The sequence below is a fragment of the Spartinivicinus poritis genome, assembly GCF_028858535.1.
GTDB lineage: Bacteria > Pseudomonadota > Gammaproteobacteria > Pseudomonadales > Zooshikellaceae > Spartinivicinus > Spartinivicinus poritis.
On record NZ_JAPMOU010000025.1, the window covers coordinates 35,591 to 48,288 of the forward strand.

Sequence of the window (12,698 nt, forward strand, 5' to 3'; positions counted from 1 at the left end):
GCCCACCAATGAGTGGGGTGCATCACGGTGTAGCTACCTATAAGAAAACTTAGTTGACTTGTCGTCAAATTGTCACGCTAAGTTTAACGGAAATATTGTTCTAAAAATTCGCCAAAGCGAAGAATGGCATCTTGTAGGTCTTCAGCATGGGGTAAAGTCACAATGCGAATATGATCGGGCTCTGGCCAGTTAAAGGCAGTGCCTTGTACCAACAAGATTTTTTGCTGTAGAAGTAAGTCCAGTACCAGCTGTTCATCATTAACGACAGGGTAAACCTTTGGGTCCAGCTTAGGGAAAGCGTATAAGGCGCCCGTTGGCTTAACACAGCTGACCCCTGGAATTTCATTGAGTAACTGCCAAGTGATGTCGCGTTGCTCTTTTAAACGCCCGCCAGGTAGCACTAAGTCATTAATACTTTGATAACCACCTAGAGCGGCTTGGATAGCATGCTGGGTAGGCATATTGGGGCATAACCGCATTGATGCCAGCATGTCTAAGCCTTCAATGTAGCCTTTGGCCTTTTGCTTGGGGCCGTTGATAACCATCCAGCCTGAGCGAAAGCCTGCAGCTCGATATGACTTAGATAATCCGTTAAACGTAACTGTGAGAATATCATCAGCCAGACTGGCCAATGAGTGGTGTTGGATGTCATCGTATAAAATCTTGTCGTAGATTTCGTCAGCAAAAATAACCAGTTGATGCTGTCGGGCAAACTCAACCAGCTCTTCTAAAAATGCTTTAGGGTATACGGCACCTGTTGGGTTGTTAGGGTTGATAATGACAATACCGCGGGTTTTGCGGGTGATTTTTTGCTTTATATCATCAAGGTCAGGGTACCAGTTGGCTTGCTCATCGCAGCGATAGTGTACGGGCTTGCCTCCTGATAGGCTTACTGCGGCTGTCCACAGGGGGTAGTCTGGAGAGGGAATTAATAGCTCATCACCATTATTGAGTAGCGCTTGCATGGCCATCACAATTAATTCACTAACGCCATTACCAATGTAGATATCATCAATGGCAACATCCAGCATGCCTTTTTGTTGGTAATATTGCATGACGGCTTTACGGGCAGAAAATAAGCCTTTAGCGTCACCGTACCCTTGGGCTTGAGGTAAGTTATGAATGACATCTTGAATTAGCTCTTCAGGTGCATCAAAACCAAAAGGGGCGGGGTTGCCGATATTCAGTTTAAGTACGCGATGGCCTTCGTCTTCGAGGCGCTTCGCTTCATTGAGTACGGGACCACGGATGTCATAACAGACATCAATCAACTTCTCAGACTTATCTACCAACTGCATGGTATGACCCTGTAACAAGAAATTTTCCTGAGAAAAAGCCGTTCTATGTTGGTTGAGCAAGGTTTATTGACCAAACATCAATAAAGGCTTTTTCCAAATTAATCTAAGCCTGTGGATACCAACGATTTGGGTATACTTCTTCATATGGCTGAGATTAAGCAGAATTGTAATGGGTAAAGATAGATAAATCACTGGCTAATTGAGGTCAATTATGGCAAAAGTTGACAAATCAGACTCCCAATGGCAGCAACAGTTAACCCAAGAGCAATACCGGGTATGCCGACAAAAAGGGACTGAGCCACCGTTCTCTGGACAATATGAGTCACATGATAATGAGGGTATTTACCACTGTGTTTGTTGTGGTCAGGCACTTTTTGACTCAAACCATAAATATCACTCTGGGTCTGGTTGGCCAAGCTATTGGCAACCGATTAGTAGTGGTGCTGTTGCAGAAGCGGGTGATAATAGTTTAGGAATGCAGCGCATTGAGGTGCTTTGTAGTCAATGTGATGCTCATTTGGGACATGTATTTCCAGATGGTCCAGAGCCAACTGGACTACGGTACTGCATTAACTCTGTTGCTTTAGATTTTTCACCGAAAAAACAGTGTTAATCATAATCAATAAATTGAGTGAGAGTTATTCATGGATGGAATCTACCAAATAGCCTGTCAAACTATTGATGGACAGTCAGTTATGCTAGCTGACTATGCTGATAAAGTGATGCTGGTTGTTAATACCGCCAGTCAGTGCATGTTTACGCCACAATATCAGCAGCTAGAACAACTACACCAGCAATACCAACACCAAGGGCTGGTGGTATTGGGTTTTCCTTGTAATCAGTTCAGACACCAGGAGCCAGATAGTGAATCGGATATCCAGCAATTCTGTACCACCCGCTATGGAGTAAGCTTCCCTTTATTCGCAAAAATTAACGTCAATGGCGATGAGGCGCATCCTCTTTTTCAACTGTTAAAGCAAAAAGCACCTGGCTTATTGGGTAGTCAGGCGATTAAATGGAATTTTACAAAGTTTTTGGTTTCCCCCGAAGCCAAGCATATAAAACGTTATTCCCCGCAAACTCTACCCGAAGCAATTGAGCCGGATATTAAAAAATACTTAGCGATGCAAAACAGTCAAGCAGCCTAGCTTAATATCAGTTTGATTAATTTAGGCTGTTTTCTGGCTAGGTTTGGGGGGAATCCATTTATCAATGACTTGACGCAGCTGCTCACTTTTAAAGGGTTTGGCAATGTAGTCATCCATGCCCGCATTAAGGCACTTTTGCCGGTCATGACTTAACGCATTGGCCGTCAACGCTACTATAGGAATATGTTGGGTGGCTGAATTATGGCGTAGCTGATGGGTGGCGGCGTAGCCATCCAGCACTGGCATATTGCAGTCCATAAAAATTAAGTCAAAAATATTTTCTTCGCAAAGGTCGATACAGTCTTGGCCATGGCTGGCTAATGTGACCTGATGACCGAGCTTTTCTAGCATCCCTTTAGCAACCATTTGATTGATATGGTTATCTTCTACTACCAGTAATTGGTAAGAAGGCGCATGTGTGTCAGTTGTCGTTTGTATTGGCGTGATATTGCTTTCAGGCGTAGAAATATGGAATGTAGTTAATAAGGTTTGGTATAAATCATTTCGCCTTAGTGGCAAAGGAAGTTGCTGATTAATATGCAGCAGCTCTACTTCCTGCCGGGTAAGAAGTGATTGGTGAGGGGTTGCATAAATAATATTGATGTCAGGTGCCAAATTGTAAAATTCCTGAATAACGCCTGGGTTATCCAGAATAATGCAGGAATAGGGCGCTAGCTGTCGATCTTGTAGCTGGCTGACCAGTGGCGTTTGATTTTCTAGTAGGGTATGGGGCATCTGCCAGTAGCTGAAGTAATGGCTCAGCGTTTCTTGTAGTGCTTCGTGGCAATAAATAAGGACATGATGCTGACGTAGCTGCTGATCAATTTCTATATGGTGTACCTGCTCTGGTTTAGGCAGTGGAAGAATAACGGTGAAGGTGCTGCCTTTATCAAGCACTGATTGTACTTTTAAGCTACCTCCCATGGCTTCTGCCAGGTTTTTACTCAGTGCTAAGCCTAAACCTGTACCACCGTACTTGCGATGTATGGACTCATCTGCCTGGGAAAAAGGCTTAAATACTTCATCAATGGTTTCCTGGCTGATGCCAATACCCGTGTCAGAGACTTCAAATTGAATAGCAAATTCAGCAGGACTTTCTTTTAAAATAGAGGCAGCTACTTTTACACAACCCTCAGCAGTGAACTTGATAGCATTGCTTACTAAATTACCTAAAATCTGATGAATGCGGGTAGGGTCGCCTACCAGGTTTTCGGGAATGGCTGGATCAATATCGCACTCAAGAGAAAGGTGTTTATCCGTAGCATTTTGACTAAATAAATTGACAACATCTTCGATCGTATCTCGTAAGTCAAACTCTACTTGCTCTAGCAGTAATTTACCTGACTCAAATTTCGATAAATCTAAAATATCATTTAATAGTTGAATGAGTACTTTGCCAGAATTATAAGCGATGGTGAGCTGCTGTTTTTGTTCAGGTGTAAGGTCTGTGTCGAGGGTTAAACCAATCATCCCTAATACCCCATTAATAGGAGTACGAATTTCATGGCTCATATTAGCTAAAAATGCAGCTCGGGCATTGGCCATACGCTCAGCCTCTTGCCTGGCCCGATTGAGCATATCATTGCTGGACTGCAGTTTTTTGTTGGCGGCTAGTAGTTCACTGGTTCGCTCGTCCACGATAGTTTCTAGCTCGGTCAGGTAGTGACGGAGCTGGTCTTCTGCTTGATGACGCTTTTTCAAGTGAGAGCTAATACTCGTAAAATGCTGATTGGTGCTACTTACCAGCTCGCCAATTTCGTCTCTTTCATGACCTGGCGGGCAGGGGAGTTTAGCTGTTTCATCCTGCTCAGGATCAAGTTGTCGCATGGACCTGATGATGCCTACCAGTGGTTTAGTGAGCATGGCATAAAATAGCAGGAGTAATATGATGGATAAAAATAAGCTACGAATAAAACCTGTAATCAAGGTCATAGCGGCACGCTGAAGGAAGTTTGCTCCAATAGCATAGGTGTCAATTTCAATTTCCAGAATGCCCAACCGCTCTTGAGGGTTGTAATCGATATGCAGTATTTCGCGATAATGTCGGGTTTTACCAAATAGGAAATCACTTAAGTCTCGATAAGGCGCTGCTTGTACTGGTTCTCGTGCTTGGGCAAGGACTACGCCACTATTATCCAGTAATTGAGCACTGATAATGGTTGGTGACTCTAACAGTCCATTAACCAGCTCCTGGGAAAGCTCGGTATCTATGTTATATGCCATTCGTGCAGCAGGATTACGGGTAATATCAATGATGCTTTTTATTTGATGATCAATAAACGTTTTCTCATAACTGAAGTCCATTGCCACCTGTACAAAACTGAGCAAAGTACCAATAAAAAAAGCCAGCAACACCGTGTTTCTGGCTTGTTTGTAAGAGAGTCGCTCGGTAAATTTAATATTCATTGACTATATACTGCATTACTTCTTCAGTTTCTCAGCTTAGCAGCTGCCGCTTTATGCTCTATTGGCTAATCGTAAACATTTTTCTTTTTCCAGTCTTCATCTGAGCCTTTTATGTCATCTAATTGATCAAGCAGTTGACCACTGCCTTCAGCCATACCTGCCTTTTCACTCTCTTTTTGTTCAAGAGTGCGAATCAACGATTGTAACTGCTTAATTTGCTCAACGTATTGTTGTTTTTGGTTGTGTTTTTTCAGTTCATCCAGTGCTTGGGTATAATAACGAATGGCTAATCGGTATTTTTCTTGTTTCTCTGCTTCCTTGGCGAAAGAGCTGAATAATTCTACAGAAGTAGTGATAATCAAGCCTTTAATCTGCACAGAAAATTTATTGGCATCGGCTTTATTAAGGCGATTACTTTTGTAACTATCTGATACTTGGCGATAGAGTTCGTGTAATAGTGATTGAATTTCTTTAGCCCGCTTTTCAGAGGTGATGGCAAAGTGCTCTTGCTGTTTATTAGCAATCTCCTGTTGTATGACGCCTAGCCGTTGTTTCACCTCTTCCATTCCCTTGAGAACATCGGGAGTTACTTTTCTACCACATAGTGTTTTGATGCACTCTAAAGCCTGTTGCTTTTCTTCTAGTAGAAATACCGCTAGGCCATTACTGAGCATTTGTAAGGGGATATCGTTAAGCAAGTAGTCAGCCCGCCGAACTCGACTGTTAAATTCTGATAATAGTCGGGCCTTCTCTAGTCGAGCATTTTCTAGAGAGTGTTTGACGTATGCAATGATAGTGATCACTACAATTACTGCTACGATTGCGATAACTATGCTAAATGGTGCCACTGTCTTCCCCGTTTGGTTAGACAAAAAATAATAGTTACTGCTGAAAGCATAGCTCACCCATCAGGTGTCATGCATCTTACCGGGAGCAAGTGCTGTTACTTAGCTATTTCAGCGAGTCTTGGACACTTAACTATCTGCTGTAACTGAACTCGTCATCCCATTGTAAAAAATAAGAAAAAAACTTGACGCTGCTTATATAACTCTCTACTATAGCGCCGCCTGCTCGCGGTGGCGAGCAGCAGACGTTGAAGTATCTAGTTGAGTTAAAATCAACTGATTGTCCCCTTCGTCTAGTGGCCTAGGACACCGCCCTTTCACGGCGGTAACAGGGGTTCGAGTCCCCTAGGGGACGCCACATATTAAAAAAGCAGCCAAACTTGGCTGCTTTTTTTGTTTAATCCCTTTGTCAATGCTCTCATCCCTAGCTTTATCTTGATCGGTGAGCTTTAAACTCAACAGCAGCCGTCGTATCCTCTCACTTTACATCCCCTATTAATTTCACAACCTTTTTCATAAAGGGTATTGCCATGAGTATGGTTTATTCATTTGGTGAGCTGCTGGTGGATATGCTGGCACAGCTTGATTCGCAACAAAGTGTTAATTATCGGCCATTTCCGGGTGGGGCTCCAGCCAATGTAGCGGTGGCAGTGGCAAAGCTGGGGGGCGAAAGCCGCTTTGTGGGACAGGTAGGCGATGACTTTTTTGGTCATTGGCTGGTTGACGCAGTCAAGCAGTATGGTGTGAATAGTGATTATCTGCTTATCACTAGCCAGGCTAAAACTGCACTAGCCTTTGTTAGTTTAGATGCTCAAGGAGAGCGCTGTTTCAGCTTCTATCGAGATCAATCCGCAGACCTTTGTTTTGATCAGGCATGTTTGGATCAGGTTGACTTCTCTTCAGCTGCTATTTTTCATTGCTGTTCCAATACTCTCACCCATGAACCTCTAGCAAAAATTACCCAGGAAGCATTACAGCGTGCTCGACAACAGGGAGCAATTACCAGTTTTGATATTAATTTACGGCCAGCACTCTGGCCTGATGATCGATCGCCACAAGCAGTGATTACGGACAGCCTTAAGCAAGTTGATATCATTAAAGCCAGTGTTGAGGAGTTAGCTCAGTTAAAGCCAGATTGGAACCTTAGTCAGTGGCAGGATCTATTTTTAAATAACGGTACTCAACTCATTATTTTGACTGATGGTGCTAGGCCTGTACAAGTGGTGACGCCTGATAGTCAATTTGAGCAGGCGACACCTACGGTCAAGGTGGTTGATACCACCGCTGCCGGCGATGCTTTTGTGGGAGGCTTATTATTTGGTTTGGCTAATGGGCTCAACCAAGGACAGTCATTTACCGATTGGTTAACCTCTGATGCTCTTAAGAAGGCTGTTGCCCTGGCTGTGGCTTGTGGTGCGTTAACGGTGAGTCGAGTGGGGGCTTTTCCAGCATTGCCAAGTCTGGCAGAAGTTGTTGAGCTTATGCAACGGGGACAAGGCAATGAATAAAACAGATATGACTAAAAAAAATATACCTGATTTTCGAAGCCCTGACTTTTTATTAACCCATATTCGCTCAATATTAGGGTTTTACGACAGCCGTTGTATGGATAAGCGGCGTGGGGGTTTTTATCATCACTACAAGGATAATGGTGATATTTACGACCAGGATACTCGACACTTAGTGTCTAGTGCCCGTTTTGTATTTAATTACGCAAAAGCCACTCGTTTTATTGATCGTCAGCAATACCTGCCTTATTTGAAGCATGCTATTGCATTTTTAGAGCAAGCTCATTGGCAGTCAGATACCAGTGGTTATGCCTGGCTGCTAGGGGCTGATAACCAAGTGCTTGATGGGACTAACCATTGTTATGGCTTAGCTTTTGTGCTGCTGGCTTATGCAGAGGCGCTTCAGGCAGGTGTTGGCTCAGCTGAAAAAGTAGCGGCTGTCTTCGATTTGATGGAACAACACTTTTGGGATGCACATGATCAGTTGTATAAAGATGAGGCCTCTGCGGATTGGCAGGCCATTTCTCCTTATCGTGGTCAAAACGCCAATATGCATAGTTGTGAAGCATTAATCGCAGCCTACCAGGCCACCGGTGAGCAGCGTTATCTGTCTCGTGCGCAGTGTTTGGCTAAGAAGGTGACCCAGCAGCTAGCCAAGCAGGGGGAAGGTTTTATTTGGGAGCATTACAATACGGATTGGCAGATTGACTGGGATTATAACCGAGACAACCCACGTCATTTATTTCGTCCTTGGGGCTTTCAGCCAGGCCACCAAACTGAGTGGGCAAAACTGCTATTAATCTTAAACCGTTATCAACCTGCAAACAGGTTGGTCAATACGGCAGAGCAGTTATTTAATGAGTCATTAGCTATTGCTTGGGATAAGTCGCTTGGTGGGATTTATTATGGCTTTGATCCTGACCACCGTATTTGTGATAGCGATAAATATTTCTGGGTGCAGGCGGAAAGTTTTGCTGCTGCTGCATTATTAGCTGAAGCAACCAACAATACTGATTACTGGGGCTGGTATCAACGGATCTGGCAGTTTAGCTGGCAGCACCTGGTTGATCATCAATATGGTGGCTGGTTTCGAATTCTTGATGGGAAAAATCAAAAGTATGATGATTTAAAAAGCCCCGCTGGTAAAACGGATTATCATACCATGGGGGCTTGTTATGAAGTGCTTAACGTGCTTGGCCAGCTTTCTGGCTAAGCACCATTGTGATTTCTACTCATCAAGTATTAAGCCAGGGTTGCTACCATTACTGACTTAATGGTATGCATCCGGTTTTCTGCTTGGTCAAAGACAATAGAGTGGGGTGACTCAAATACATCTTCTGTCACCTCCAGCCCATCAAGTCCGTATTTCTCATAGATGGTTTCACCGATGGCTGTCTCTCGATTGTGAAAAGCGGGTAAGCAGTGCAAGAATTTCACTTTGGAGTTGCCTGTTAAATTCAGCACCTGTTTGTTGACCTGGTAAGGGCTAAGCAGTTTGATGCGTTCTTCCCAAATAGACTCTGGTTCGCCCATCGACACCCACACATCGGTGTAGAGAAAGTCGACACCATGGACGGCAGCTGCCACATCTTCAGTAAAAGTGAGGGTAGCACCAGTATGGGCTGCAATAGCCTCTGCCTGTTCAATCAGTTCTGGTTGAGGACGGCACTGAATAGGGCAAGCCATGCGGAAGTCTAAGCCCATTTTAGCGGCACCAATTAACAGCGAATTTCCCATGTTATTAGCTCCATCACCCAGGTAACAAAGTGATTGGGCTGATAACGCTTTGGTGCTGTGTTCTGTCATGGTGAGAAAATCAGCCAAAATTTGAGTGGGGTGGAACTCATTGGTTAGGCCATTCCAAACAGGTACACCGGCATACTTGGCTAGCTCTTCAATGGTAGCTTGGTGATAGCCACGGTATTCAATGGCGTCATACATGCGGCCCAGGACACGGGCAGTATCTTTCATTGACTCTTTATGGCCAATTTGGGAGCCACTAGGGGCTAAATAGGTCACCTGAGCCCCTTGGTCATAAGCAGCCACTTCAAAGGCACAGCGAGTTCGGGTTGAGGTTTTTTCAAAAATCAGCGCAATATTTTTTCCTCGTAACCGAGGTGCCTCGTTACCAATGTATTTAGCTGACTTTAAGTCGCTCGCTAAATTGATTAAAAACTGAATTTCGGCTGGGCTGAAATCAAGTAGCTTGAGGAAATGCCGATTGCGCAAGTTAAAGGCCATGATGATTTCCTTGTATTAAATCGTCTGGCTAATTAATAAAAAAGGGTAAATAAAATAACCGTTAACATCATGAAGGTGCTGTTAACCAAGCCGGTAAGGTTAACATGAAAAAATAGCCTAGCCCGAATTTTTCATCAGATATCGAAGAGGGTGCTCTTCCATCCACTTGACAGGACGTGTATGATTGGCCGCCTATACTTGTAATAAGGATAATGTCAAGTGTTTAGGGCTTGTTGTTTTAGTGCATTTTCTGGCAAGCGACATGCTTTATTTCAGTAGTAACAGGCCTTATATATCATCCAACAGCAGCTTAAATACACCTTATTAGTGCCTTAATCCGTCGTAAACCGTTGATTGCTGCGCTTTAGGTCTTTATAATCCGCCGGGAACTTACTCTGGGTGGGTCTTTCCTGCTGTTGAGTGCTTTTAGATGGGGTAACCTGTCAGGACTGAGTTTAAATAATCACAGCTTAATGTATCTCCCACACTTTTATTTAAGTAACACAGTTGTCCTGGGACATAGCATGTCAATAGGTTGTTACAGCATTACGGGAAGATGCCGTAAATGATGGTAAGCAAAGTAGCTTTATGGCAGCTTCATTGGGGGAATAACGTGTGGGGTGTGAAATAAACCAAGTCAACCTAACCTGCCGAGTGATTAGCTTGGCATCATGTTGTCGCGTTTGGCTTTGCTGCTGAGAGGATCGTTAGTGTATTGATGCTGCTACTGGTCAGTGAAGGTCAAGCCAATCCAATCCATTAAACTTTAACCAAGACCTGGAGAAGTGAACTAGGCACTTATGATGACAGAAATTAGTAACCTGGAACAAATTGAGCGTTTAGAACAATTAATGGCAGTAGAAGAGGAAGTACGTTCCTCTTTCGAAGAGCAAATTGAGGGCTACGAAAAACAAATTCAATTATTACGTAAGCAATTACAGTCAGCTAAGTCTGAAAATAAGCAAATGCACAATCAGACTGAGCAGCTAAAAAAACAGCTGAAGCAAGTTAATCCAGAGCGAGCAAAGCGCAAAGCGCTGGAGCAAAGAAAGCGTAACGAAGAGCTGACCAAGGGTAACCAGCTACTTAGAACCAAAGTAAGTGAGTTGAAAGAAAAAGTAGCGGCTTTGAGTAAAGACTTAGAGCAGGCCAAGCAAGAAGCAGAAACAGGTAAAGACGAAGCTGATTCAACGCAACCAGAGTCGCCAGTAACATCAGTTACGAGCAAGGTTGAGCCTGTATTTGTTTCCTCCAATGAACACTGGAAAGTGTATCCTATCGAAGCAGCGATCGCTGATGACCACCCAGAAAATGCTAAATACATAGTGCTTGATGTAAGAACAGGCTGCACTAAGTTAGCTGTGTTAGAAGAGGGTGAAGTCAACTTCCCTACCATGAACCGTTTACCTCAGGAAGTAAAAAACTTTATCCAGTCAGAAGGCGCGTAAAGTCGGTAAGCTGACCGTTACTCAGCCATAGTTGGTTACTAAAGAGGCCATTACCAGCCATCATGTAAAATTCATCATGATGGCTGGTAATGGCCTTTTTAGTTATTTTCTGTTTATTTGGGTTAAAACATGTCTTCGTGTCATTTGCCTGTTTGTTTTAGACAAATGAGCACTAGATTATAAGTAATTTTAGTGTCTGATATGGAATAACAGGATATACTTCCGCCACTCTTGAAAAACCATCCCTGGTTCCAGTAGCACTTTTATCCCAATTAAAGGCGCTATCGCAAGTTTCACAGTAGTAAACTTGCCCATCAAGATCTAAAAAGACATCCATGCCTTAGCTACAGAACACCCTGTCACTCCATATCCACTGAGTTTTGTGAATGGTTTTAGAACAGTGCTATTAAAGCTGGAAGGGGTAGACTGAGCCTAACTCTAAAATATCAGTCAGCTCATCAAGGGCTGCTCGTGACTCAACCAACAGTTTAGGGTCAGCTAAGTCAGCTTCGGTTAAGCGGTCACGATAATGCTTTTCAATCCAGGTATCTAACTGTGAAAACAAATGATCGCTCATTAAACAGGCCTGATTGATTTCTGCTTGTTCGACTTCGGTTAAAACCACTCTTAGTCGCAAACAAGCAGGTCCACCACCATTGCACATACTTTGTTTAAGGTCGAAAAATTTCACCTCTTTTATTGGGTTACTGCTCTCAATAAGCTTTTGTAGGTAGTGGTAAACAGTTGTATTTTCACGACACTCTTCGGGAACAATAATTGCCATACCACCTCTGGGCAAAGCAATTAATTGGCTATTAAACAAATAAGAGCTAACTGCATCAGCAACTGAAACAGCATTGGTAGGCACCTCAATAAAATGAAAAGGTGAATCGCCAAATGCAGCTGTAATGTCTTCTTTTACCTGCTGTTTGGACAAAAAAGCTTCTTCATGGAAAAACAGAGTATTTTGATTGCCAACTGCAATAACGTCGTTATGGAATACACCGTGATCAATTACTTGGGGGTTTTGTTGGGCATAAACCACTTTGCTGGGGTTTAGCTGGTGTAATCGAGCAATAGCCATCGAAGCTTCATAAGTTTGCCTAGCAGGGTACTTGGTAGGCGCAGGCTTGCTGGTATCAAACGCATATTTACCAAATACAAAGAACTCAACACCTGCATCATTATAGTTTTCACAAAAGCGGGTATGGTTGGCAGCACCTTCATCGCCAAAGTGATCTGCACCTGGTAAGGCCGCGTGATGGGCAAAATGCTGCTCATTGTCAAAAATAGCATTTAAAATACGCCCAGTAGTATGGTGCTCAATAGAGCGGTGAAACTTATTGGTTAAGTTGGCTGGGGTAAAGTGTACCCGGCCATCACTGGTATCAGCACTAGGTGATACAGTAGCTGCATTGGCAGTCCACATACTGGATGCAGAGCAACAATTAGCAAGCACTCTTGGTGCATGTTTGGCTGCCTCTTTTAGAACTGCTGGATCTGAGCCGGTAAAACCAAGCCGACGCAGAGTATGAATATCCGGGCGCTCTTGAGGGGCTAGTACGCCTTGCACCATCCCCAGGTCATATAGCGCCTTCATTTTCTTAAGGCCTTGCTTAGCAGCTTCTTTTGGGTTGGAAGCTGCTTGCTGATTTTGCTCTGATGCGACATTGCCATAAGAAAGGCCGCTGTAGTTATGGGTAGGCCCAACTAAGCCGTCAAAATTGGCTTCAACTGCTTGCATGGATTACTCCTAAATATCGTAGGGGTATCACCCTGAATCATGTAATTAGAGTAGATGAAA

At 43.6% G+C, this 12,698-nt stretch carries 10 protein-coding genes and 1 tRNA gene; 6 read left to right on the forward strand and 5 right to left on the reverse strand.

The annotated features are described in order from the left end of the window. Nucleotides 1-83 precede the first annotated feature (83 nt). Complete coding sequence (locus ORQ98_RS17975; RefSeq protein WP_274690193.1) at nucleotides 84-1,298, reverse strand: pyridoxal phosphate-dependent aminotransferase; 1,215 nt, start codon at nucleotides 1,296-1,298, stop codon at nucleotides 84-86. A 211-nt stretch (nucleotides 1,299-1,509) separates the two neighbouring features. On the opposite strand from ORQ98_RS17975, the gene msrB reads away from it, so the two are divergent. Next, nucleotides 1,510-1,911: a peptide-methionine (R)-S-oxide reductase MsrB gene (gene msrB / locus ORQ98_RS17980; RefSeq protein WP_274690194.1), complete on the forward strand. Its 402-nt coding sequence runs from the start codon at nucleotides 1,510-1,512 to the stop codon at nucleotides 1,909-1,911. A 31-nt stretch (nucleotides 1,912-1,942) separates the two neighbouring features. Continuing rightward, entirely contained in the window at nucleotides 1,943-2,446 is a 504-nt protein-coding gene (locus ORQ98_RS17985; protein WP_274690195.1) for a glutathione peroxidase, read from the forward strand. Nucleotides 2,447-2,467: 21 nt separating this feature from the next. Here the strand turns inward: ORQ98_RS17985 and ORQ98_RS17990 are convergent, their stop codons facing one another. Together ORQ98_RS17990 and ORQ98_RS17995 are read right to left on the reverse strand one after the other, a co-directional pair. Then, entirely contained in the window at nucleotides 2,468-4,852 is a 2,385-nt protein-coding gene (locus tag ORQ98_RS17990) for a hybrid sensor histidine kinase/response regulator (protein WP_274690196.1), read from the reverse strand. Nucleotides 4,853-4,917: 65 nt separating this feature from the next. Further along, complete coding sequence (locus tag ORQ98_RS17995) at nucleotides 4,918-5,655, reverse strand: hypothetical protein (protein ID WP_274690197.1); 738 nt, start codon at nucleotides 5,653-5,655, stop codon at nucleotides 4,918-4,920. 324 nt (nucleotides 5,656-5,979) lie between these two features. Here ORQ98_RS17995 and ORQ98_RS18000 point away from each other — a divergent pair. From ORQ98_RS18000 to ORQ98_RS18010, 3 genes are all read left to right on the forward strand, one after another. Then, nucleotides 5,980-6,055 (forward strand) — tRNA-Glu (locus ORQ98_RS18000). Between the two features lie 172 nt (nucleotides 6,056-6,227). Beyond that, complete coding sequence (locus ORQ98_RS18005) at nucleotides 6,228-7,205, forward strand: carbohydrate kinase family protein (RefSeq protein WP_274690198.1); 978 nt, start codon at nucleotides 6,228-6,230, stop codon at nucleotides 7,203-7,205. Beyond that, the gene (locus ORQ98_RS18010; RefSeq protein ID WP_274690199.1) at nucleotides 7,198-8,418 is read left to right on the forward strand and encodes an AGE family epimerase/isomerase; all 1,221 of its coding nucleotides are present in this window, start codon (nucleotides 7,198-7,200) and stop codon (nucleotides 8,416-8,418) included. Before ORQ98_RS18005 ends, ORQ98_RS18010 begins: the two co-directional genes overlap by 8 nt. A 29-nt stretch (nucleotides 8,419-8,447) precedes the next feature. Here the strand turns inward: ORQ98_RS18010 and argF are convergent, their stop codons facing one another. Then, nucleotides 8,448-9,446 (reverse strand): ornithine carbamoyltransferase, encoded by a 999-nt coding sequence (gene argF, locus ORQ98_RS18015; RefSeq protein ID WP_274690200.1) that lies wholly within the window; start codon nucleotides 9,444-9,446, stop codon nucleotides 8,448-8,450. Between the two features lie 800 nt (nucleotides 9,447-10,246). Here argF and ORQ98_RS18020 point away from each other — a divergent pair. Further along, nucleotides 10,247-10,894: a hypothetical protein gene (locus tag ORQ98_RS18020; RefSeq protein WP_274690201.1), complete on the forward strand. Its 648-nt coding sequence runs from the start codon at nucleotides 10,247-10,249 to the stop codon at nucleotides 10,892-10,894. Between the two features lie 406 nt (nucleotides 10,895-11,300). On the opposite strand, the gene astB is transcribed toward ORQ98_RS18020, so the two are convergent. Continuing rightward, nucleotides 11,301-12,638, reverse strand: a complete 1,338-nt coding sequence (astB, locus tag ORQ98_RS18025; protein WP_274690202.1) for an N-succinylarginine dihydrolase — start codon at nucleotides 12,636-12,638, stop codon at nucleotides 11,301-11,303. Between the last annotated feature and the right edge of the window lie 60 nt (nucleotides 12,639-12,698).